Annotated in this window: 18 protein-coding genes and 2 pseudogenes; 4 read left to right on the forward strand and 16 right to left on the reverse strand. The window is 66.9% G+C overall.

Annotation, left to right across the window (positions count from 1 at the left end; all coding sequences use genetic code 11):
• Nucleotides 1-25: 25 nt before the first annotated feature.
• Nucleotides 26-1,054, reverse strand: coding sequence for a hypothetical protein (locus ACPEH2_RS07775; RefSeq protein ID WP_359918467.1), 1,029 nt, complete (start codon nt 1,052-1,054; stop codon nt 26-28).
• A gap of 440 nt (nt 1,055-1,494) precedes the next feature.
• Between ACPEH2_RS07775 and dnaB the strand changes: the two genes are divergently transcribed.
• Together dnaB and ACPEH2_RS07785 are read left to right on the forward strand one after the other, a co-directional pair.
• Nucleotides 1,495-2,865, forward strand: coding sequence for a replicative DNA helicase (gene dnaB, locus ACPEH2_RS07780; RefSeq protein ID WP_064002773.1), 1,371 nt, complete (start codon nt 1,495-1,497; stop codon nt 2,863-2,865).
• A 151-nt stretch (nt 2,866-3,016) separates the two neighbouring features.
• Complete coding sequence (locus ACPEH2_RS07785; RefSeq protein WP_359918469.1) at nt 3,017-3,355, forward strand: hypothetical protein; 339 nt, start codon at nt 3,017-3,019, stop codon at nt 3,353-3,355.
• Nucleotides 3,356-3,418: 63 nt separating this feature from the next.
• Here ACPEH2_RS07785 and ACPEH2_RS07790 read toward each other — a convergent pair whose 3' ends face one another.
• The 8 genes and pseudogenes from ACPEH2_RS07790 to ACPEH2_RS07825 all read right to left on the reverse strand — a co-directional run.
• Complete coding sequence (locus tag ACPEH2_RS07790) at nt 3,419-6,367, reverse strand: type I restriction endonuclease subunit R (protein WP_359918471.1); 2,949 nt, start codon at nt 6,365-6,367, stop codon at nt 3,419-3,421.
• Nucleotides 6,368-6,380: 13 nt separating this feature from the next.
• Nucleotides 6,381-7,436 carry an ImmA/IrrE family metallo-endopeptidase gene (locus ACPEH2_RS07795; RefSeq protein WP_359918473.1) on the reverse strand — a complete coding sequence of 352 codons (1,056 nt, stop codon included), beginning with the start codon at nt 7,434-7,436 and terminating at the stop codon, nt 6,381-6,383.
• Between the two features lie 45 nt (nt 7,437-7,481).
• A complete protein-coding gene (locus ACPEH2_RS07800) occupies nt 7,482-7,772 on the reverse strand; it encodes a type II toxin-antitoxin system RelE/ParE family toxin (RefSeq protein ID WP_359918475.1) in 291 nt (96 codons plus the stop codon).
• Nucleotides 7,773-7,828: 56 nt separating this feature from the next.
• The gene (locus ACPEH2_RS07805) at nt 7,829-9,082 is read right to left on the reverse strand and encodes a hypothetical protein (protein ID WP_359918477.1); all 1,254 of its coding nucleotides are present in this window, start codon (nt 9,080-9,082) and stop codon (nt 7,829-7,831) included.
• Nucleotides 9,083-9,171: 89 nt separating this feature from the next.
• Nucleotides 9,172-11,028 (reverse strand): DUF262 domain-containing protein, encoded by a 1,857-nt coding sequence (locus ACPEH2_RS07810; protein WP_359918479.1) that lies wholly within the window; start codon nt 11,026-11,028, stop codon nt 9,172-9,174.
• Nucleotides 11,025-12,839: a type I restriction-modification system subunit M gene (locus tag ACPEH2_RS07815; protein WP_359918480.1), complete on the reverse strand. Its 1,815-nt coding sequence runs from the start codon at nt 12,837-12,839 to the stop codon at nt 11,025-11,027. Before ACPEH2_RS07815 ends, ACPEH2_RS07810 begins: the two co-directional genes overlap by 4 nt.
• A gap of 71 nt (nt 12,840-12,910) precedes the next feature.
• Nucleotides 12,911-13,264: a hypothetical protein gene (locus ACPEH2_RS07820; RefSeq protein ID WP_359918640.1), complete on the reverse strand. Its 354-nt coding sequence runs from the start codon at nt 13,262-13,264 to the stop codon at nt 12,911-12,913.
• An 89-nt stretch (nt 13,265-13,353) separates the two neighbouring features.
• Nucleotides 13,354-13,626 (reverse strand): annotated as a pseudogene (locus tag ACPEH2_RS07825) (metallophosphoesterase); the annotation flags it as partial.
• Between the two features lie 88 nt (nt 13,627-13,714).
• Between ACPEH2_RS07825 and ACPEH2_RS07830 the strand changes: the two are divergent.
• The gene (locus ACPEH2_RS07830) at nt 13,715-14,353 is read left to right on the forward strand and encodes an SDH family Clp fold serine proteinase (protein ID WP_359918482.1); all 639 of its coding nucleotides are present in this window, start codon (nt 13,715-13,717) and stop codon (nt 14,351-14,353) included.
• A 293-nt stretch (nt 14,354-14,646) separates the two neighbouring features.
• Here ACPEH2_RS07830 and ACPEH2_RS07835 read toward each other — a convergent pair whose 3' ends face one another.
• The 7 genes and pseudogenes from ACPEH2_RS07835 to ACPEH2_RS07865 form a co-directional block, all read right to left on the reverse strand.
• Nucleotides 14,647-15,126 carry a GNAT family N-acetyltransferase gene (locus tag ACPEH2_RS07835; RefSeq protein WP_359918483.1) on the reverse strand — a complete coding sequence of 160 codons (480 nt, stop codon included), beginning with the start codon at nt 15,124-15,126 and terminating at the stop codon, nt 14,647-14,649.
• 166 nt (nt 15,127-15,292) lie between these two features.
• Nucleotides 15,293-16,729, reverse strand: a pseudogene (locus ACPEH2_RS07840) (phytoene desaturase family protein); the annotation flags it as partial.
• Entirely contained in the window at nt 16,678-17,676 is a 999-nt protein-coding gene (locus ACPEH2_RS07845; protein WP_359918635.1) for a UbiA family prenyltransferase, read from the reverse strand. The pseudogene ACPEH2_RS07840 and the gene ACPEH2_RS07845, both read right to left, overlap by 52 nt.
• On the reverse strand, nt 17,673-18,170 hold the full coding sequence (locus tag ACPEH2_RS07850) for a gluconokinase (protein WP_359918485.1): 498 nt from the start codon (nt 18,168-18,170) through the stop codon (nt 17,673-17,675). Before ACPEH2_RS07850 ends, ACPEH2_RS07845 begins: the two co-directional genes overlap by 4 nt.
• The gene (locus ACPEH2_RS07855) at nt 18,167-19,189 is read right to left on the reverse strand and encodes an L-idonate 5-dehydrogenase (RefSeq protein WP_359918487.1); all 1,023 of its coding nucleotides are present in this window, start codon (nt 19,187-19,189) and stop codon (nt 18,167-18,169) included. Before ACPEH2_RS07855 ends, ACPEH2_RS07850 begins: the two co-directional genes overlap by 4 nt.
• Before the next feature lie 15 nt (nt 19,190-19,204).
• On the reverse strand, nt 19,205-19,972 hold the full coding sequence (locus tag ACPEH2_RS07860; RefSeq protein WP_359918488.1) for an SDR family oxidoreductase: 768 nt from the start codon (nt 19,970-19,972) through the stop codon (nt 19,205-19,207).
• Nucleotides 19,965-21,347, reverse strand: a complete 1,383-nt coding sequence (locus tag ACPEH2_RS07865) for a GntP family permease (RefSeq protein WP_359918490.1) — start codon at nt 21,345-21,347, stop codon at nt 19,965-19,967. The genes ACPEH2_RS07860 and ACPEH2_RS07865 overlap by 8 nt, the downstream gene beginning before the upstream one ends.
• Before the next feature lie 168 nt (nt 21,348-21,515).
• Here ACPEH2_RS07865 and ACPEH2_RS07870 point away from each other — a divergent pair, with 168 nt between their 5' ends.
• Entirely contained in the window at nt 21,516-22,220 is a 705-nt protein-coding gene (locus ACPEH2_RS07870; RefSeq protein ID WP_359918492.1) for a FadR/GntR family transcriptional regulator, read from the forward strand.
• Nucleotides 22,221-22,297: the final 77 nt, after the last annotated feature.

The raw sequence follows: 22,297 nt of genomic DNA on the forward strand, positions 1-22,297 counted from the left end.
GCGAGAAGGCGCGGCGCGATCCCCGTCAGTCGGGAGAGACGGCGGTGTCGAAGAAGGGCGCGGGAAGGCCCTGCTCGTCGGTCGGGCGACCCCGTCGTGCCCAGGCACGGTGCGCGACGGGGAACCCGAGCGGGAGCAGGGCGAACAGCCCGGCTACCCCTCCGGAGGATGCGGAAGACAGAGAACCCGACTCGCTCAGCGGCGCCGAGGGCGCGGGCGCAGGGGGGCCTGCGAGATCGAGCGGATGCGGCGCCGCGACAGCCGCGCCGGAGTCGGCGGGAGCCTGCGTGACGGCGCGGGAGAAGAGCTGGGCGACCTGCGTCGGGGTGCCCGACGACGCCTCCGTCGGAGCGGTCGCGGGCAGGTTCACCAGCGCACCGGTGGGAGCGTCGACGACCGGCATCGACACGACCGGCTCGACGACGGGCACGGTGGGCGCGGTCGGAACCGGAAGGCCCGGCACAGGTCCCGTGGAGGGCACGTCGACGGGGAGGCTCGGAAGCTCGATGTCGGGTGTCACGGCATCCACCACGGGCGAGACGACCTCGACGATCGGCGGGATCACGGGCGAGACGGCGTCGACGACGGGGTCGGTCACCGGGCTGACCGCGTCGACGATGGGCGGGACGACGGCCTCGACGACCTCGTCCGTGACGGGGGTGATGACCTTGTCGGCGACCGGCTTGACGACCTTGTCGGCGACCGGCTTGACGACCTTGTCGGCGACCGGCTTGACGACCTTGTCGGTGACGGGCTTGATGACCTTCTCCACGACCGGCGCGACGACCTTTTCGGCGGTCGGCTTGACCGCCTTCTCGGTCACGGGCTTCGCGACCTTCTGCGTGACGGGGGTCACCACCTTGTCGACGACAGGCTCGGTGACGTCTTCGACGATCTTGGTCACCCCGCTGAGGAGTCCCTCGTCCGTGCGGTCGGACGCGCGGGCATCCGATGCGACCAGGACGGTGACGATCGCGGTCCAGACCACGGCGATCCCGAGCCCGATCGCACAGAGGAGACCGAGGCGGGTGAACGCGCGTAGCGTCGTGTGCACAGGTCACCTCCACGATGGAAACGTCGGGACGCATGCCGAGATGGCCGCGTCTGCGGGGTGCCTGGACCCCATAAAGTACGCCGTTCCTATGAGCTTGGCAAGAGGTTCCGAGGGTTCGGGAAGACCGCCGGGAAGGCCCGACTTTCTCATTTGACAAACGGGCGATACTGCACATGGGGTGGGGATAACGCTGAACCTTCAAGCGCCACTTGAGGTCGGTTATCCATCCACAGCCTGTGGGAAGCATAAGCCCAGATCAAAGGGACATTCGGCGGTGTGGAACGATGTGTTTCCGCAGGTTTTCCACAGGCACTCTGCACAGGGTGGTCGGCGTTTCCCGCATGTTCTCCACACAGTTATCCACAGGCTGGTTTGCGTGTGTCGGAGCCCCTCCCTAGCGTGTGCGAGGGCCTTCCAGCGGGCCCGGAAGAGGGGCATGGATGTCGATCGCGGATCTGTCGGACGACCGAATCGGCGGCTCCCGCGGCCCCGAGCGGACTCCGCCGCACGACATGCTCGCGGAGCAGAGCACCCTCGGCGGAATGCTGCTCTCGGGTGATGCGGTCGCCGACGTCATCGAGGCGCTCCGCGGAACCGACTTCTACGTCCCGAAGCACGAGCTGATCTTCGAGGCCGTCCTCTCCCTCTACTCGCACGGCGAGCCGACCGACGTCGTCGCGGTCACCGACGAGCTCATCAAAACAGGCGATCTGCAGCGTGCCGGCGGGGCGGACTACCTGCACTCGCTGACGTCCATCGTCCCGACGGCGGCCAACGCCGCCTACTACGCGTCGATCGTCCGCGAGCGGGCGCTGCTGCGTCGCCTCGTCGAGGCCGGCACCCGCATCGTGCAGATGGGCTACAACGGGCAGGGCGAGGCGCTCGACCTCGTCAACAACGCCCAGGCCGAGATCTACTCGGTCACCGGTGCCGAGCAGTCCGAGGACTACGTCCCCCTGCAGGTCGCTGTCGACGCCGCCGTCGAGGAGATTGAGGCCGCTCGCGGTCGCGACGGTCAGATGACCGGCATCCCGACCGGGTTCGCCGGGCTCGACCAGCTCACCAACGGTCTGCACGGCGGTCAGATGATCGTCGTCGCGGCGCGTCCCGCAATGGGTAAGTCGACGCTCGCGCTCGACTTCGCCCGCGCCGCCGCCATCAAGCACAACCGCCCGACCGTGTTCTTCTCGCTCGAGATGGGGCGCAGCGAGATCGCGATGCGCCTCATGAGCGCCGAGGGCTCGGTGCCGCTGCAGAGCATGCGCAAGGGCATGCTCGACAGCCGCGACTGGACGACGATCGCCTCGACCCGCGGCCGCATCAACGACGCGCCCCTCTACATCGACGACAGCCCGAACATGACGCTCGTCGAGATCCGCGCGAAGTGCCGCAAGCTCAAGCAGCGCGTCGGGCTCGAGATGGTCGTCATCGACTACCTGCAGCTCATGACGAGCGGTAAGCGCGTCGAGTCGCGTCAGCAGGAGGTCTCGGAGTTCTCGCGTGCGCTCAAGCTCCTCGCGAAGGAGCTGCAGGTCCCGGTCATCGCCCTGTCGCAGCTGAACCGTGGTCCCGAGCAGCGTGCCGACAAGAAGCCCGCGATCAGCGACCTGCGTGAGTCCGGCTCGATCGAGCAGGATGCCGACATGGTGATCCTCCTGCACCGCGAGGCCGCCTACGAGAAGGACAGCCCCCGCGCCGGCGAAGCCGACCTCATCGTCGCGAAGCACCGTAACGGCCCGACCGACACCGTCGTCGTCGCCTTCCAGGGACACTTCTCGCGCTTCACCGACATGGCCGTCGGGATGGACTGAGGGCCGGGTCGTCCCCCGTGTAGGTTTTTCTTGAAGTTGTCCATTTCGCAGGCGAAATGTCCACCGTGTGTCCATATGGACATCTCGGTCCGTCCCGCCCCGGTCGCACCCAGCCAGATACGTTTGGACTGAGGAGCGAGGAGATCGACTGATGCTCGGGTATGACGCGCACGTGCACGAGGTCCGCTCCGGGGTGAGTGGGGACGACCTACGTCGTATCCGCGAGATTGCTTATGAGGAGCGGACGAGATACCTCGGCACGCTCCTGTCGCGCCGCGTTGCGTACATTCCCTATCGGACCTGGGTGGACAAGCTGTTGAGTGCCTCTAAGGACGGGCGGGTGGAACTGCTCCACGATGGCGGCTACCCGTACCTCTTTCACGCCCGCGGGGAGGAGATCAAATCCAACTTCGCGACCGCTGACATTGAGGCGATCTCGAGTTTGCCGGACGCGACTTGGTACCTCGTCGAAGCATGGGATCAGAGCTGAGACTCGTGTACGCGTCGGACCGAAGGACACCCTTGCCGTCGAGCTACCGGTGGTGCTTTCTTGTTACGCACTCTTCTTGTACGTGGCCCGAAACACTGCATCCTCAAGCCACTTCTTGAAGTCAGCGTTGTCCGAGTACTCCTTGAAGAGCTGAGTCTCGTCGCGGACCAGGCTGAGCATCACGCGGCCAAGCGCATCGACCATCGCGATCTTCGCGTTGGCTTTGTCATTGTTCGCGGCGGCGGTCTGGTAGGTAGGGTCTTCGGCGACCTTCGCCGGAACTTCTTCGGTGATGCGGTGGCGTATGCGCTCAGCGTCTTGCCAGTCGATGTTGCCGAACAGAGCGTTGAACGACTTGACGATCTCACTCAGCCGCTCCAGAGCTGGGTCGCGATGTCCGGTCGCGCCAGCGCCCGGGACCGGCTGCACCTCGGCATCTTCGTCGGCCAGTGCGATCGACATCGCCCGTGTCTTCTCCACGCGGAACGAATCGAGGTCGATGCTCTCGATGATGCCTGCCGCGAAATCCACTTCGGGTGGGGTCGGGAGCTTCGGAATGAGGTATCCGAGGAAGATCGCGAGCTTCTCCCACGCCACGTTGGAGTACGGCAGGATCGCCGAGAGGAAGCCGTAGGCGCGGACGAACGACTTCGCCGCCGACTTGAACTGGATCTGGTCATCGATCTCACGTTCGATGTACTCGGCAGCGCAGGCGTCGAGCAGCGGGTCGAGTACATCGCGCCGAGCTGCGTTGAGGTAAAGCCCCACGAACTCGTCGATGATCTCTTGGACGACGATCGCGGAGTCCATGATGAGCGCCGCGAGATCGTGGAGCCGATTCGGATCGGTCTCCTCGGCGAGTAGCGTCGTGCGGTAATAGGGCTCGAAGGCGGCGCGGATCGCGTCGGCGTCACCAGCGAAGTCGAGCACGCACACGTCGTTCTTTTGCGGATGTGCCCGGTTCAGCCGGGAGAGGGTCTGCACCGCTTTGACTCCCGAGAGCACCTTGTCGACGTACATCGTGTGCAGAAGCGGCTCGTCGTAGCCGGTCTGAAACTTGTCTGCGACCACCAGAATCCGGTAAGGGTCATCCTGGATGCGGTCGGGGATCTCGGCGCTGGGGAAGCCGTTATATTGCGCTTCGGTGATCTTTGCGCCGTCGCGTTCTATGTCGCTGAACGCGACGATCGCCTGGTACGGACGGCGGTTCTCCTTGAGGTAGGCGGACAGTTCCTCGTAGTACGCGATCGCGCGGTCGATCGAGGAGGTCACGATCATTGCGCGCGCTTTGCCGCCGATCTTCTTCTTTGCCCAGACCTGCTCGTGGAAGTGGTCGGCCATTACCTCGGCCTTCTGCCGGATGGCGTCGCGCTGGCCCTCGACGAACGCCCGAAGCTTCTTGTTCGCACGACGAGCGTCGAACTCGGGGTCGTCCTCGACGACCTTGACGAGCTTGTAGTAGGCGTCGACAGCGACATAGTTGGAGAGGACATCGAGGATGAATCCCTCCTGGATGGCCTGCTTCATCGTGTAGCTGTGGAAGGGGCGCCGTTTGGTGAGGCCGTCCACGACGTAAGGGACGCCAAAGGTCTCCAGGGTCTTGTTCTTCGGCGTCGCCGTGAACGCGAAATAGGATGCGTTCGGCAGCAGCTTCTTCGCGGCCATGAGGCGGACAAGTACGTCCTCCGAATCCTCGTCTGCCTGGGCTGCCGCCACGCCGTGCGCGGAGAGTGAGGCGGCCAGTGCGGCCGAGACGCTGCCGCCCTGACTGGAGTGAGCCTCATCTACCACGATGCCGTACGTGCGATCCCGATGCTGTGTGCCGAGACCGGCGACGATGTAGGGGAACTTTTGCGCGGTGGTGACGATGATCTTCTTGCCTGCCTCGATCGCGGCGCGCAGGTCGGCTGACGAGTCGGCGTGCACGACGGTACTGGCAATCTGCGTGAAGCCCTTGATGGTGTCGTGGATCTGGCGGTCGAGGATGATGCGGTCGGTGACGACGATGATCGTGTCGAACGCCGCTGTCCCGCTGTGCTCGACGCTGATGAGCTGGTGTGTAAGCCACGCGATCGAGTTGGACTTGCCCGAACCGGCAGAGTGCTGGATGAGGTAACGAGCGCCGGCGCCACGCGCGCGCACGTCGGCGAGCAAGGCGCGGACGACGTCGAGCTGGTGGTAGCGGGGGAAGACCGCCAACCGCGACTTCTTCCTCGTCTTCTTGCTCTCGACGGCGACGACGTGCGCGTAGTGCTCGATGATGTCGGCGAGGGACCCCGGGGCGAGCACACGACGCCACAGGTAGTCGGTGGCGACGCCGTGAGGGTTGGGCGGGTTACCTGCCCCGTCGTCGTGGCCTAGGTCGAAGGGCAAGAACCAGGAGGCGTTGCCCTTCAACTCGGTGCAGAATCGCACGCTGCGGTCATCGACGGCGAAGTGCACGATTGCCCTGCCCGGCCGGAACAGAAGCTCGGACGGATCGCGGTGCGCTTTGTACTGCGCGACCGCGTCTTCGACGCTCTGCCCGGTGATGAGGTTCTTCAGCTCGAAGGTGACAATCGGCAGGCCGTTGAGAAGCGCGACGAGGTCGATCGATGTGCCCGGGGTGCGCACGCTGTAGTGCACTTGCCGGGTGATCTGCAGCCGGTTCGCCGAGTGCTGATCCGCAGCCTTCGCGTTACCGCGAGAGGGCGCCGGGTAGTACAGGTCGACGTGGTGCTGCAAGTGGTCGACGCCGCGCCGGAGCACGTCGACAATGCCGCGCTTGGTGATCTCACCTTCTAGCCGGGCGAGGAACTTCTGCGCCGTCGGCCCACCGGAGCCGATATCGAGCAGCTGGGCGGTCTCAGGCTGCGTCGCTTCAAGGAATGCGGTCAGCTCGCCGCGATCCAGACCGAACGCGGCGTCGAACGTCTTCGGGTCACCCTCATGCCATGCGGGACTGCCACCCAATCCGACGAGCTGCTCGACGATGAGCGATTCGAGGCTCGCCTCGTTCAGGTAGGTGACCACTCCGCTCCTCCGCTCAGGCCGCGAACTCGAACTTGCGCTTCAGCGCGTGGCCCCAGGCATAGTCCCTAGTCTCGCGCTGGATGCGTCCGAGCACGATGCTGGGCGCGATGCCGAGCTCGGCGGCCATTGCGCCGACCGCGCTGAGATTTCGATCGCGGGGGAGCCGCGCGGCGATGTCAGGTGGGATGAGAGTGTCTGAGGCCCAGCGGTCGGCCTCGTCTTCCGCAGAGCCGCCGTTGCCGTTCAGGTAAAGCTCCTTCTCACCGTGCAGGAGGACGTGTGCAAGTTCATGGAACAACGTGAACCAGAACTGGTCGTCAGTCTTCCGTAGGAGCGATAGCTGGATCACAGGGTGACCAGCGATCCACCGAGTTGCTCCGTAGAGACCGAGGCCTGGGACTGCGGGGACGAAGCACAGCACCACGCCGACCGATCGGAGCAGGGCAACCGATTGTGGAATGGCTGTCTCCGGTTCAGTAGCGGTGAGGGCGCGCAAGTCGTCGATGAGCGAGGTGAGCCGTCCCCGATCGAAGTCGGGAAGTTCACCCAAGCCGTCGGCGTGACGCTCGGCAAGGGACAACCAGGTGGCGACCGCAGGCAGGTCGTCACGACTGACTGCTGAACGCCGATAAGCGACGCTGCCTTCACGCCACGTTGCCTCGAACGCGTCGAAGCTGGCGACGCCGAGGATGCCGAGCAACTGCCTTACAGTGCCCGCGCGGTCGGCAGCCGGTGCCGTGAGGAGCTTGAACTTCCGGAGATACGCGATCGGGAACGTGGCCGCTCTCTCGTACTGCGCGGCCAGTTCTTCATCCTCGGCGCGGCGGGCGAGGTCGCCGCGGTACCCGCTCTCGTAGAGGTTCCAAACGCGGGCGGGCACGCCAGTGACACGCTCCAAGTCGAGCGCGACCTCGTGCGAAAGCGGGGCCTTCCCGCTGAGCAGCTCGCTGACATGCTTGCGCGAAGTACCCAACCGCCGCGAGAGCTCGGCCTGGTTGATTCCCTCGTCTTCCATCCACTCGGCGATGTAGTCGCCCGTGGAGACGACGTAGTTCGGGGTGGCGGACATGGTCTTCTCGTTTCGGGTTCTTGGTTCCGTCGTCTTCGTGATTTCTCAGTGGTAGTCGATGATCTCGATGATGGTGACGGTGATGCCGTCGTTCGCGGGCTCCACGATCAGCCGCCAATTCGCGGTGAGTCGGGCCGACCACTGACCCGCACGGTCAGCCTTCAGCTCCTCCCACTTCCCTGTGCCCAGCAGCAGATCTTTCATCTCCTGCACATAGCGCAGTTCGGCGATGCGGAGCTTGAGGGTTTTCGCGACCTGTGCCCCGAGATGCTTCTGCATCCGACGTTCGTCGGTGCAAAGGCGCTCGAGGTCGCGCGTCGCATAGCCGATCTCCATTTGGATATGTTACCTAAAGCGTAACACTGAACCGGGCAACGGTGCCACCGCGGATGTCACGCGTCTTCGACTGGATCGAGGGCATCATCGGCCTCATCTTCGTCGCCATTCTCGACGTCCAACGGCACATCGTGCGAATCGAGTGGAGGCAGTGTCGCCGCGGCCGAGCGCACGTCGACCTGCCCCGTCACGATGTCGGCGGTGAGTCGGGTGCGGAACTCGCGAAGGAGCTCGATCTCACTTCGGGCGCGAGCGATCGCCTCATCTGAAGCAGAAGTAACCGCGGAAACTCGGGCAACCATTTCGCGTTGTGCGGCCAAGGGAGGGACGACGACACGCATCCACCCGATGTCGTCCATGTTGAAATGCCCGACGGTTGAGCCCTGGGTGGCGAGTGTGATGCGGTGGCGGGGTACCCCGCTGTAGATCTGATGCACGAGGAAGGAGGGATCCATCAGGTCGCGCCGCAGCTTCATGAGAACCGTGCGCTGGCCGAGTGCTGTATGTCTGCCCTCGGGGATGACGGCAGCCTCCCCGACCGGCGCCTCGCGGGTGAATATGACATCGCCGGCTTCGGGCTTGCCGCGCGAAGTCCACTCGCCGTACGAGGCGGCATCCGTGGTGTAAGCCCCATTCCAGTTGATATCACCCGCTCGGATAGCAGAGGTCCGGAGAATCCAATAGTCGCCTTCAGCTCTTGGAGCCGTCTTGTGCTCACAATCAATGAGTTGGCGCAGGACGTGCTTCAGAGCGCGGGAACCGCCATCGCTCTCGCGGAGGACTTCGTGAGCGACTGCGCGCTTCTGCTCCCCTAGGAGTGCGATGAGGTCGCGCTTGGCGGCGATGACGCGGTCGATGCGGGCGTGGGCGTGCCCGAGGTACGTCACGATGGCCGCCTGCTCCTCCGTGGGCGGGATTAGCACCGGGAGGGCTCGGAAGCGATCCGTCACGAGATCCCACTGCCCGATCCGCACGCCGTCCGATGCGGCCGCCATGAGACCCACATAAGGCTTGCTGCGGAGCAAATACTGGCCGAACGCCCGATTGTCGATGCTGAAATCGAAGACAAAGTAAGCAGGGCTCACGATCCCGTCGACCGGCGCGAGCCCGAGTGATCCTTGCCACGCCTTCATTTTGTTGATGACAAGGTCACCCTGGCGCGCGAACTTGTAGTTTGAGAGATCCTCGGGAATCACATTGTGATTGCCGTCGTCCTCGTGGCGCACGAAGACGCCCCGCTCGCGAGCCACAGTCAGGAGCGGAAGGTCCGCGCGGTTGCGCTCGGATCGTGGCCGGATCAGCGAACGCATCGGCGCCACGCGCCAGTGGGCGGGAGCCTCCGTCAGCGCCGGGTGGCCGGTCGCAGCGCGGGCCTCATAGGCCGGAAGGTCGCCGAGCACTACGCCGCGCCCTTGGCGACGGCGAGGAGGTCGTCCGGGTTCCACACCAGCCTCGCGAGGTTACGGTAGAGCGCGCCGCGCTCCACGATCGCCTCGGCCGTGAACTCGTCGTAGGCGCGGAACGGCAGGCCGCTCGCCTGGACGAACCCGCGAAAGCCGGGGTTCCGGGTGTAGCTCAACTCGTTCAGGCTCGCGGCCAGGAGGTTCTGGCCGAAGTAGTGCGGCAGCTTCTGTGTGTAGGTGTCGTCGTTGTAGCTGGCGTTGAACTGCTTGGGGAGCAGCAGCAGGTCGCCGATACGGTTGCGGTGGCGGGCGAAGTCGGCCTCGTGTGCGAACTCGCCGGTGTGCCGGTCGAAGTGGTCGGCCCAGACGTGCTCGACCTCGTACTTCACCTTGGCCCCGCCGCTGAGCTCGAGATAGTTCGATGCCTGGCCCGACGCCACCGTGATGTGGTCTGTCATCCGGGCGAGCAGGTGGTGCAGGTGGCGCCGGTTCTGCTGGTGCACGGAGGGTCCGTCCACTTCGAACGTCTCGTCCAGCTTTCGCAGGGTCTCGCGCAGCGCCACGGCGAGGTCCGCGACGCCGAGCCCTCGGATGTCCTTCATCACGAGGAACATCGCATACGACATCGTCGAGTAGGCGATCGACTTGTTGTTCCAGATGCGCCGGGCGACGAGGATGTCGGTGAACCGTCCGACCAGTTCGAGCTTGCGGTCGATCGTTTCCGAGACATCACCGACCGCGAGCGGGGCGAGCAGGAGCTGGTTCTGCAGCGTGAAGCCCAGGTCAGCGTTGTAGCGGACGAACCGCAGGCGGCTCGCGGGATCCACGGGGCCGGACGCCGCGTCGAGGATGCGCGCGTACTGTTCGCCGTAAAACTCGAAGTCTTGCGTGACGAAGCCGTAGAACGCCTCGCTCGTGGTCAGGCCGACCGCCTCGTGGGCGCCGCGCAGCCAGCGGTGGAACTCGGTGCCGATGCGATCCCAGTCCTCCGCCTTCGCCCCCCTGCGCCGTTCGCGGATCTTCGTGGAGTACTGGCTTCGCAACCAGGTCTTCAGGAAGTCGGAACCCGCATCCTCGGCACGTTCGTCCAGCCTGCGCAGGCGTTTGCGCCAGAGGTCGTTTGCCCTCGTGCGCTGGCGCCCTTCCTCCATGTTCGCAAGCAGGTAGCCCTTGAGCATGTCCGCGGGTGTCAGCTTGAGGCCGCGGTCGTTCATGGTCTCGAAGATCGCGTACGCGTCGTCGTCGCTGTAGGCGGTGATCTGGACGAGCTGCACGCGATCCTTCAGCCAGTCGATGAAGAACGGCAGGGCGTCACCACGCACCTCCTCGGGGAAGAGATCGTCGAGTTCCGCGTACCGGGACACCAGCGTGCGCACCGACTCGGGCGCATCCGCCGGCGGCTCGTACTCGCCGTGTTCGAACAGGGCGTCCATGCAGTCGAGGCGGTCTTCAACGTCGAGGTTGAAGGACTTCTCGCCGAACTTCTCGGAATAGATCAGCTCGTCAATGCCTACCTGGTCGTCCCGATTCTGCTGCAGGCGGCGCAGGTAGGTGAGCAGTAGCGTGAGGCTCGTGAGGCGCTGCTGGCCGTCAACGACGAAGGGCTGAGAGCCCTTCTGCGACACGATGATCGATCCGAGGTAGTAGCCGGGGTACTTCGCGACGTCCCGGCGGGCGTGGCCGGGCTCGTATAGCTCGAGGAACTTCGCCGTCAGGTCGGCCACGAGTTCGGCGAGTTGCTTCGACTCCCACTTGTACTCGCGCTGGTAGTAGTCGATCGAGTACTTCTTCTTCTCCAGCACCTCGGCGATCGTCTTCGCGACGCCGTCGATGGTGCGGTCGGTCGTGGTCATGCGTCTCCCCCCGCGATCTCACGGACGAGGTCTTCGGTTTCCGCCTCCAGAGCTCGGATATCGGCGCGGATCTCGTCAAGTGTGCGCAGCGGCGTGGGCTTATAGAAGTGACGGGTGAAGCTGATCTCGTATCCGATTTTCGTCTTCGTTCGGTCGACCCACGCATCCGGGGCGTAGGGCAGCACCTCGCGAGCCATGAATGCGTAGATGCCGTCACCGTCGTCTTTCCCGGGCTCGTTCAGCGGGACTTGCTCGGCATCCCGCAGTGCCGGGTCGGCCTTCGGGCGGCCGCGTCCGTCCAGGACGATGCCGCCATCAGCATCGCGCAGCGGCTGTTCCACGATGATCTTGTAGTAGCCGAAGTCGCGGTTGTCGAAGACCTTGCTGACCGCAGGGTCGGCTTCGTCAAAGGCATCGTAGGCCGCGAGCACGCGCTCGATATCGGCTTCGGACAGCTCCACCGACTTCTGGCCGAGATTCTTGCGCAGCGGGACCGACCACCCGGTCGCGTCGATGAGCTGCACCTTGCCCTTGCGGCGCTCCTCCTTGCGGTTGGAGACGACCCACACGTATGTGGCGATGCCGGTGTTGTAGAAGAGCTTGAGCGGCAGGGCGACGATCGCTTCGAGCCAGTCGTTCTCAATCAGGTATCGGCGTGCGTTCGACTCGCCTTGCCCGGCATCTCCCGTGAACAGGCTCGATCCGTTGTGGATTTCGGCGATGCGTGATCCCAGCGGTGTGTCGTTCTTCATCTTCGCCAGCAGGTTCGCCATGAAGAGCATCTGCCCGTCGCTCGTGCGGGTCACGAGACTGAACTCGGGTTCGCCGTCGTGCTCCACGATGAAGCGAGAGTCGGAGAGACCCTTCTTACCGCCCATCCGCTCCAGGTCGGTCTTCCACGACTTTCCGTACGGCGGGTTGGAGAGCATGAAGTCGAACGTCATGTGGCCGAACGCGTCGTTCGAGAGCGTCGAGTACTCTGGGCCGCCCTTAATGTTGTCCGCGGCGCGGCCCTGGCCGGTAAGGATCAAGTCCGCTTTCGCGATCGCATAGGTCTCGGCGTTGATTTCCTGCCCGTACAGGTGCGTGTCGATCCGCTTGCCTCGGGCGATCCGGGTCAACGTGTCCTGCGCAACGGTGAGCATGCCGCCGGTACCCATCGCGCCGTCGTACAGCGTGTAGGTGCCGGCGGGGATGCGGTCGGCGATGGGTTCGAACATGAGCCGGGTCATCAAGCGGATTACATCGCGTGGCGTCCAGTGCTCGCCGGCTTCCTCATTGTTCGCCTCGTTGAAGCGGCGCACGAGTTCCTCGAACACCGAGCCCATGCCGTGGTTGTCCAGACCGGCCGGAGAGAGGTCGATGCGCGGGTCGAGGAACTTCTCGATCAGCAGGGCGAGCGCGTCCGCAGCGACGAGCTTGGGCACCTGATGGCGGAAGTCGAAGTTGTTGATGATCTCCTGCACGTTCTCGCTGAAGCCGTCGAGGTATGCCTCGAAGTTTTGCCTCAGCTTCGTCTGCCCGGTCGCCGTGGTGAGGTCGCGCAGTCGGAACTCGCTGGTGTTGTAGAAGTCCTGGCTGGCCGCGTCGCGCAGCGCCTGCTCCTGGTTGACGATGCCTGCGTCGTCTAACGTCTTCTTGAGTTGGAGCACGGCTTGCTTCGTGGGCTCGAGCACCGCGTCGAGACGACGCAGCACCGTCATCGGAAGGATCACGTCACGGTACTTGCCGCGGTTGTAGAGGTCGCGAAGGACGTCGTCGGCGACACCCCAGATCAAGCTGACGATCTGCTGGTGCACGGCCTGGTTCACGGGATCTCTTTCTGTCGCGGTCGCAAGCGGGCGACCTTTTCAGCGTAGTCAACGCTCCGTGTCGTTCCCGATCACAGCTCGGGCAAGTCGATCCCGAGCCGCTCCGCCACCTCGGACGGCGGTGTGCTCGGACCGGTCGCGGAGCGTGCGCGCACGATGGCCGCGATCTCCTCCTCTTCGCGGCGCAGGTCTTCGAGCCATGCATCGACAAGAGTCATCGGGATCGGCGCGAACGCGAAGGCATCGACCCCGACGTGGAACTGATGCCCTATGGGTCCGTCATCGCGATCGTGGGTGTGGCCATGCTGTAGCGGGAGTCCATGGTCGACGGGTCGATGGGTGGGGTGGCGATCGTCGACCTGTGTGTCTCCGGAGTAGGGGTAGTACGAGGCGAGCAGTCTGTTCTCGGCCCGCGTGCCGGACACGACCCCGGGGAGGATGGTCCAGCCAGATTCCGCGTACAGCGGCGTGAACCTCTCGATGGCGCGGTTGGTCTGCGTCGCGGGGGAACTCGGTCGTGGTTGCCTGGAACCAGGAAGCGGCGGCCGTGCAGCTGGGCTGTCAGTGGGAGCGATTCGGCGATCGGCCCGAGAGCCAGATCGCCAAGATGCAGGACGACATCGTCAGGCGCAACGGTCTCGTTCCATCGGCGGATCAACTCGGCGTCCATATCTTGCACACTTGCGAACGGTCGGCCGGCGAGCTCAATGATTCGGGCGTGGTTGGAGTGAGTGTCGGAAGTCACAAAGTCGACCTGATTGAAGTCGAACGTCGGGTACTCAGGCATCGTCGAGCTCGCCGTCCATCTCGAACGCCCGCAGTAGAATGCGTTCGCCTTCGGTCATGGGCTCAGGAGGGAGCGCGTCCGCCTCTCGATGAAGCTGCTGGAGCAGCTCTTTGATCTCATCACGGTGATCTTCGCGCCATGCGCGGAGCGCGGGGTCGCGGAGGAGGCCGGACTCCTCATTGCTCTTTCGGCTAAGTCGGTTGTAATGGGCAAGCATTCGAGCCTGGGCCCAATCGATCCGCAGATCATGGGCATGCCGGCTCACGCACTCGTGGCGGAGTTCACGAACGCCGCCGAAGAGATCCGCAAGGATCCGTCCGCCATCCCAGTGTGGCAGCCAATCCTCGCCAAGTATCCACCGACTCTGATAGGGGAGTCCCAGAAGGCCATCGTCTGGGCAGAACAGATGGCCCGCGAATGGCTTGCTACCGGGATGTTTGCTGGAGCGAACGACTCGGAGGAAAAGGCAGCCGCAGTTGTCAGTGAGCTGGCGAGTCACGAGCTGACGTTGTCCCATGATCGGCACATCCCGGCGGAGAAGGCGAAAGAGATCGGCATCTCTGTCGAAATGCTCGAGTCGAACGACGACCTGCAGGAAGCGGTTCTCAGCGTTCATCACGCTTGTATCCAGACCCTGGCTGAGACACCGGCGTTCAAGATCATTGAGAACCACATGGGTGTCGGGTTCATCACATCGGTCAGGATGGCGCCGCCTACAGCCGGTTAGGTTGCCCGAGAACTAGGGCGACCCGACCGACCGGCGAGCGTGCAGCGTCGACCACGCCAGTTCGAGGGGCGCATAGCGGTCGCTGCTGGCGTCGCGCTCAACGCGCGCTGATGGACACGCTGAATGTCGAAGGCGCGAACCTGGTCGTCCCCGGTGCACCCGCGTGGTCCTGGGCGGACACTTCGGCGCGGGACGCTTACTTGTCGGAGCGGACATTTCATGACGGCGTTGCTCGGGAATCCGATTCTGTCATGGACATGTCTGAGCGGTTCCTACACCCCGTCCTGCTCGGATCAGCGCGGCATCCGTCGTTCCAGGATCAGGTCGCGCGGCTCGCTGAAACCGAGTCGCCGGTAGAGCGCCTCGCCGTCCGCCGTCGCAGCGAGGCGCACGACGCGGACGGCCGTCTCGGCGTCGAACCACTGCAGCAGCGCTTCCACGCAGGTGCGGGCGAGCCCGCAGCGGCGGAACGCGGGGAACGTCACGACGTTCGCGATCTCGCCCCGCAGTCCGCTCGGGTTGCGGGGCGACGGGGCGTGGTCGTCGACCGTGCCCACGGCGCACGCGACGACGCCGTCGCCGGGGACCTCGGCGATGATCGCGGCGCATCGCATCGGCTCGGCGAGACGGGCGCGGTACCAGGCCGCGGCATCCGCTCGCCAGGACTCGTCGCCCGTGTCCGCACCCATGTCGCGCATCATCTGCGCGCGCAGGTCGACGAGCGCGGGAACGTCGGCGGCGCGGGCACGGCGGATCACAGCGTCGGTCGTCACACCCCGATGCTACGGGCGAGCGTTCCGGGGACGTGTTCGGTCGCTCCCGCGCGCGGCGGGCGACGAATCGCGTCCCCGGAGCCGCCGCGGCCCGCGCTCCAGGGGCGCGTCCTGTCGTTCACCGCTCGCGCACGCGACGAATCGCGTCCCCGGAACCCGACCCCGATCAGACCGGATGCCGCTGCAACAGCTTCGCGGTCACCATCATCGCTCCGCCGAGCACGGCGGGGATCCCGCCGCCCGGGTGCACCGAGGCGCCGACGCGCCACAGCCAGGGTGTCCGCGGGTCGTGGTGCGCGGGGCGGTGCAGCGGGCCGCTCATCCACAGCGGTCGCGCGGCGCCGTACAGCGCGCCGTGGCGCTCGCCGAACGTGCCGAAGTAGCGCGGGTCGAGGACCGCGGCATCCGTCATCGTGTCGGTCAGCAGTTCATCGAGACCCATCGTCCGCGAGATCCGTTCGACCTCGCGGCGCACGAACGGATGCTCGAGGCTGTACCCCGACCCGTCGGCCGGAGCGGTCAGCAGCAGCGCGAGCGTGCTGCGGTCGTTCGGGTAGATCTCGCCCGCCCGGTACAGGTTCACGAACGCCATCGTGTCGGCGGGCTCGTCGCCCGCGGCGAGGCTGCGGAACAGCGCGTCGGGTTTGGTGGGGAGGATGACGCTGTGCGCCGCGATCCGCTCGGGCAGCGGCTCGCGCAGCGCCCCGTAGATCGCGACCGCCGAGCACGACAGCGCGCGCGCCCGCCGCGGTCGCCGGCCGAGCAGCGCGTCGACGCGGTCGGCGTCGAGGGCGCTCACGACGACGTCGGCCCCGAACGATCCGCTGGCCGTCGTGACGCGGCCGCGCTCGAGGCGCGTCACGGTCTCGCCGGTGCGGATGTCGACACCGGCGGCATCCGCCATCCGTTCCAGCGCGAGCGGGATCTCGTACACGCCGCCGCGCGGAACCCACACGCCGGATGCCGCCATGATCGCCGGCATGCTCGCGTAGAGCGCGGGCGTCTGCGACGGTGACACCCCGGCATTGAGGGTGTGGATCGCGATGATCTCGCGCAGCCCGTTGGGCATCCACGTGAGGCTGTCGAGGTAGGCCCGGGTGCTGAGCCGCGGACCGTAGACGGCGAGCAGTCGGCGCAGCGCCGGCAGAGACCGGCGGTCGAGCGGGTCGGCGACGAGCAGCGCCGTCACGTCGTCGGCGAGCGGAGCGTGCAGGTCGCTGAACCGCTGCCACGCCGGGTACCAGCGGTGCTCCGGCGGCACGGGGAGGGTGACCTCCTCACCGTCGTAGTAGTAGCGTCCCACCTCGGGCAGTCGCTCGAGCTCGAGGGCTCCCGCGTCGGTGCCGAGGCGGCGGCACAACTCCTCCCACACACCGGGGAAGGTCACGAGCGACGGCCCCGAGTCGATGCGCTCGCCGTCGACCTCGAGCCTGCGGCTCTTGCCGCCGACCCGATCCGCCGCCTCGAGCAGGGTCACCTCGTGACCGGCACGGGCGAGAAGAGCGGATGCCGCCAGCCCCCCGAGTCCGGCACCGACCACCACGATGCGGCTCATCCGTACGCCTCGAAGAACATCTTCGTCAGCTGCAACCCGCTCGCCACCGACCCGGCGACGTACGGGAACGCGATCGACACCGGGTAGAGCCGGCGACCGGTCGCGGGAGCGGGGCGCACCAGCATCCACACGACGAGGACACCGGCGATGACGGCGTTGAGCGCGGCGACCGGGATGCTGACGACCGCGAACAGCACGCTCGACACGAGCCACCAGAAGCCGCTCCACAGCGCCGTGCCGCGCGGACCGAGCAGCACCGCGGTCGTGCGGATGCCCGCCTCGCGGTCCTCGTCGATGTCCTGCACGGCGTCGTACGCGTGCTTGGCGACGCTCCAGACGAGCAGCCCGGCCACGGCGGGCCACAGCGGCGGCGCGCCGAGCGCGACGGGGACGATCAGCAGCGGAAGCCCGTAGGCCGCGTTGCTGAGCGAGTCGAGGAACGGTCGCTGCTTGAACCGCAGCGGCGGCGCCGAGTAGAAGACGAACACCGCCGTGTAGAGCAGGATCAGCGCGTTCGCGGCGAGCGGGTAGGCGATCAGGAACCACGCGAGGAACGGCACATTGGTGATCGCGACGGCCCAGACGATCGCCCGCACCTCGCGCGGCTCGATCCGGGCGCCCTCGATCGAGCCCTTGCGCGGGTTCAGGGCGTCGGTCTCCTGGTCGAAGATGTCGTTCACGCCGTAGATCAGCAGGTTGAACGGCAGCGTCAGCCAGACGAGGAGCGGGATCGCCGCGGGATCCAGCAGTGCGCCGGTGAGCCACATCCCGAGCACGCCGGTGCCGATCGTGTTGATCCAGAGCACGGGACGCGAGATGTGGACGAGGCGCCCGAGGGTCGTCCGCCAGGTGACGGGCCGGGTCGGCGCAGGGTGGTCGATGACGGTTCTCCTCGGATGCGGCGGCGCGGACGGCCGTCTTCCGCGATTGTATGCGGGGCGATCGACCGGCTTCTCGCCCTTGCGCTCGGCGCGGAGCGCGGGCGGAGCCCTCAGTCGGCCTGGTCGAGCGCGATGCGCGCGCGGCGCGCGACGTCGAGGATGCGGCCGACGTTCTCGATCGCGACGCCGGGCTCGTCCGCCCCGAGGTGCTCGAGGGTCGCGAGCTGCGAGGCGAGGAGCGCCGGCGGCATGAAGTGCTCGCGCGACCGCATCCGACGGTCCAGCTCCTCGGGTGAGACGACCAGCTCGACGAAGCGCACGTCGGGGGCCGCGGCGCGGATGCGGTCGCGATAGCGGCGGGCCAGCGCCGAGCACGCGACGACCAGGCCCGGAGCGTCAGCGAGCGTCAACCCGACGATGTCGAGCCAGGGGGCGCGATCCTCGTCGTCGAGGGGGTGGCCCTCCTCCATCTTCGCCACGTTCGCCGCCGGGTGCAGATCGTCGGCGTCGACGAAGTCCACGCCGAGATCGACGGCGAGGGCGGCTCCGACGGCGGTCTTGCCCGACCCGCTCGGTCCCATGACGACGATGCGGGGTGCGGTGCTCACGATGCCACCTTCGCAGAGTTCATCGCGACGACGACCTTGCTGCTGTCGGCGGGTCGGCGGGCCGTCTCGAAGGCCTCGACCGCGTCGCCCGGAGCGAACTCGTGGGTGATGACGGACTCGATCTCCGGGCGGCGGCCCAGCACATCGATCGCACGGTCGATCTCGTCGAGGAACCGGAAGGCACCGGTGAGGGTCGCCTCCTTGGAGATCAGCGGGGCGATGTTCACGCCGACCGGCTGGTTCGGCAGCATCCCGATCTGCACGACGGTGCCACGGCGGCGGACGGCGGCGATCGCCGACGAGACGGCGGGCGCGGCACCGGAGCACTCGAGGACGACGTCGTAGGCGTCGGAGGGGATGTCATCCTCGCCCACGCGCCAGACGCCGTCGGCGCCGAGCGCGCGGGCCCGGTCCAGCGGCCCGGGCAGCAGGTCGGTGATCTCGACACGTGCGGCGCCGGCCTCCTGCGCGGCGACGACGGCGAGCAGTCCGATGGGACCGGCGCCGCAGACGAGCACGCGCGCTCCGTCGAGGGAGCCCGCCCGACCCGCACCGTGCAGGGCGACGGCCAGGGGCTCGGCGAGGGCGGCACGACGCACGGGCAGCTCCGCGGGCAGAGTCCGGATCATGCCGGCATCCACCACCAGGTACTCGCTCATCGCGCCCTGCGTGTGCGGGGTGGTCGCGGCACTGCCGAGGTAACTGCCGCCGGGGCGCAGATGGGGCTCGACCGGAGTCGACCCTTCGGGACCGAAGCGGGCGGGATGCACCGTCACCGGCGTGCCGGGCGCGAAGCGCCCGTCGGGGTCGAGGTCGACCCAGCCCGACAGTTCGTGCCCGGGGATCAGCGGCTCGGTGACGACGAACGCTCCGTTCGCCCCCTCGCCGTAGTAGTGCAGGTCGGACCCGCAGATCCCCACGTACCCCACCCGGATCCGGACCTGCCCGGCGTCGGGCTCGGGGACGGGGTGCTCGGCCACGGTGAGGTCGAGCTTTCCCTTGATGACGACGGCATCCATGTCTTGCTCCTCTTGTCAGACGACGGCGGTCATGCCGCCGTCGACGAACAGGTTCTGTCCGTTCACGAAGTCGCTCGCCGCCGAGGCGAGGAACACGAGCGGCCCGCGCAGTTCCGCGACATCGCCCCAGCGACCGGCCGGGGTGCGCTGGGTGACCCAGTCCGAGAAGTCCGCGTCGGCGACGAGCGCCGCGTTCATCTCGGTGGCGAAGTAGCCCGGCGACAGCGTGTTGACCTGGATGCCGTGGCGCGCCAGGTCCGCGGCCATCCCGCGACTGAGCTGGGCGATGCCGCCCTTGCTGGCCGCGTACGGCGCGATCGTCTGCCGCCCGAGCAGCGACTGCACCGAGGCGATGTTGATGATCTTTCCCGAGCCCCGCGCGATCATGCCGGGAGCGACGAAGCGCGACACGTAGAACGCGCTCGACAGGTTGCTCGAGATGACGGCATCCCAGTCCGCGACGGGGAACTCCGCGAACGGCGCCCGCCGCTGGATCCCCGCGTTGTTGACGAGGATGTCGGGGGTGCCTACCCGCTCGATGAGCTCACCGATCGCGGCCTCGACGGCCGCGGCATCCGTCACGTCGAACAGGGTCGTCTCGGGACGGATGCCGGTGCGCCCGGCGATCGCGTCGGCGCTGCGCTCCGTCGCCTCGGCGTCGCGGCCGTGGACGATGACGCGTGCCCCGGCATCCGCCAAGCCGAAGGCCAGGCTCTGCCCGAGCCCCCGTGACGATCCCGTCACGAGGGCCAGGCGGCCGGTCAGGTCGAAGACGTCAGACAAGGGACACCAGACCGAAGATGCCGAGCACGATGAGGAAGCCGACGACCGACTCGAGGGCCTGCTGCACCGTCCAGGTCTTGAGCGTGGTCTTGACGTCCATGCCCATGAGGCGGCCGACGAGCCAGAAGCCCGAGTCGTTCACGTGCCCCGCGAAGACGGAGCCCGCCGCGGTGGCGAGGACGATACAGGCGACCTGCAGCGGGTTGAAGCCGCCCGACACGACGGCCGGTGCGACGAGCCCCGCCGCGGTGACGAGGGCGACGGTCGCCGACCCCTGCGCCACGCGGAGGAGAACGGCGATGATGTAGGCGGCGAAGATGACCGGGACGCCGATCGAGGCGAGCGAGTCCGACAGGGCGTCGCCGATGCCTGAGGCGCGCAGCACGCCGCCGAACATGCCGCCGGCGCCGGTGATGAGCACGACCGAGCAGATCGGTCCGAGAGCGGACTCGACGATCTTGTCCAGCGCGCTGCCTCCGACGCCGCGGCGGGTGCCGAGGACGAACAGGGCGACGAGGACGGCGATGAGCAGCGCGACCTGGCTCGTGCCGATGAGGCCGAGCGCCTGGACCCAGACGGCGGTGCCGTCGACGGCTCCCGACGAGACGAGCGCGGCGGACCCGGTGTTCAGGAGGATCAGGACGAGCGGGATGGCGATGACGCCGATGACGGTGCCGGCCTTGGGCGGGTTCGTGGGCTCGACGTCCTCGCCGAACAGGCGCGGGATGGCGAGCGGGATGCGGCGGTCGATGAAGCGCGCCCAGAGGTAACCGCTGAGGTACCACGTCGGGATCGCCACGACGAGACCGATGAGAAGCACGAGCCCGAGATTGGCGCCGTAGGTCTCGCTCGCCGTGATGGGACCGGGGTGCGGCGGCACGAAGACGTGCATGACCGAGAACGCGGCGGCGGCCGAGATGCCGTAGAGCAGCATGTGCTTGCCGCCGATGCGGCGGGCGACGGCGAAGATGATCGGCAGCATGACGACGAGCCCGGCGTCGAAGAACATCGGGAAGCCCATGAGGAGCGACGCGACGCTCAGGGCGATGGCAGCGCGCTTCTCACCGAAGACCGAGACCATCTTCTCGGCGAGCACGCGGGCGCCGCCCGAGCTCTCGATGAGGGCGCCGAGCATCGCTCCGAAGCCGACGAGGAGCGCGACCGTGCCGACGGTCGAACTGAAGCTGTCGATCAGCACCTTTCCGATGCTGCCGACCGGGATGCCGGTGGCCAGCGCGGTCAGCAGCGAGACCAGCACGAGCACGATGAACGCGTGCAGGCGGACCTTGATGATGAGCAGCAGGATCAGGGCGACCGCTCCGGCCGCGATCAGAAGCAGGGGCACTGCTCCGAGTGTTTGCGTCCACTCGTCCATGGGTGTGTTCTCCAGTGAATCGTCCCGACGCCGGGGCCTTTCCCGGCAGCGCACCCACGGTGCCACATAAGTACTACTTTTGGCAAGCGATTAGTAGTACGTTTCGGATGCCGCGCCTGGTCCCCCGGCATCCGCGGGGTAACGTGAGGGTCGCAACGAAGGACACCGATGCCCACGCCCGTCACCACCGCGTCCCACGCCCACATCGTCGAGACCCTCGGTCGCCGCATCGTCGGCGGCGAGCTCGCACCGGGGGCGGGGCTGACCCTCGCCGGCCTCGAGGAGACGTTCGCTGCGTCACGAACCGTCGTCCGCGAGGCGGTGCGCGTCCTCGAGACGCACGGGCTGGTCACCTCGCGTCGTCGGGTAGGCATCGTCGTCCGCCCTCTCGCGGAGTGGGACGTGCTGAATGCCGACATCATCGAATGGTCGCTCGACAGTTCCCGTCGGCGGGATGTCCTCATCGAGCTCACCGAGCTGCGCATCGCCGTCGAGCCGGTCGCCGCCCGTCTCGCCGCGGAACGCGCGACGGCGTCTGACCGCGAGGAACTCCTTCGATGGGCGACGGTGCTGAGCGATCTCGGCGGGCAGGGCCTGGGGGATTCGGACGAGTACCTGGATGCCGACATCGCGTACCACCGGCTTCTGCTGCGCGCATCGGGGAACCCGCTGTTCCTGAAGCTGAGCGAGCCGATCGCCGAGATCCTTCGCGGCCGGTCGGTGCGGGGACTGACGCCGGGGATGCCGCGGGTCGGCACGCTCGAAGCGCACCTCGCGACGGCGCAAGCGATCCACGACGGACGCGGCGCGGATGCCGAGGCGTCGGCGCGCGAGCACCTGACGCTCGTGTCGGACGAGGTCGAAGGGGCCTGACCCGGACGGGGCGCGGCTGCAGCATCCGCTCGCCTGTCGCAAAGTGCGGCCGCGCGCGGCGTGTTGCGACAGGGGAA

Origin of the sequence: Microbacterium sp. NPDC064942 (genome assembly GCF_049545525.1) — a bacterium.
In the GTDB taxonomy this organism is placed as follows: Bacteria; Actinomycetota; Actinomycetes; order Actinomycetales; family Microbacteriaceae; genus Microbacterium; species Microbacterium gawkjiense.

What these genes read in the sequence shown, in the direction of transcription:
- dnaB (WP_064002773.1), top strand. Translation starts at nt 1,495, where the DNA reads ATGTCGATCGCGGATCTGTCGGACGACCGAATCGGCGGCTCCCGCGGC.
- ACPEH2_RS07785 (WP_359918469.1), top strand. Translation starts at nt 3,017, where the DNA reads ATGCTCGGGTATGACGCGCACGTGCACGAGGTCCGCTCCGGGGTGAGT.
- ACPEH2_RS07795 (WP_359918473.1), bottom strand. Translation starts at nt 7,436, where the DNA reads ATGTCCGCCACCCCGAACTACGTCGTCTCCACGGGCGACTACATCGCC.
- ACPEH2_RS07800 (WP_359918475.1), bottom strand. Translation starts at nt 7,772, where the DNA reads ATGGAGATCGGCTATGCGACGCGCGACCTCGAGCGCCTTTGCACCGAC.
- ACPEH2_RS07805 (WP_359918477.1), bottom strand. Translation starts at nt 9,082, where the DNA reads ATGCGTTCGCTGATCCGGCCACGATCCGAGCGCAACCGCGCGGACCTT.
- ACPEH2_RS07810 (WP_359918479.1), bottom strand. Translation starts at nt 11,028, where the DNA reads ATGACCACGACCGACCGCACCATCGACGGCGTCGCGAAGACGATCGCC.
- ACPEH2_RS07830 (WP_359918482.1), top strand. Translation starts at nt 13,715, where the DNA reads ATGAAGCTGCTGGAGCAGCTCTTTGATCTCATCACGGTGATCTTCGCG.
- ACPEH2_RS07855 (WP_359918487.1), bottom strand. Translation starts at nt 19,189, where the DNA reads ATGGATGCCGTCGTCATCAAGGGAAAGCTCGACCTCACCGTGGCCGAG.
- ACPEH2_RS07865 (WP_359918490.1), bottom strand. Translation starts at nt 21,347, where the DNA reads ATGGACGAGTGGACGCAAACACTCGGAGCAGTGCCCCTGCTTCTGATC.
- ACPEH2_RS07870 (WP_359918492.1), top strand. Translation starts at nt 21,516, where the DNA reads ATGCCCACGCCCGTCACCACCGCGTCCCACGCCCACATCGTCGAGACC.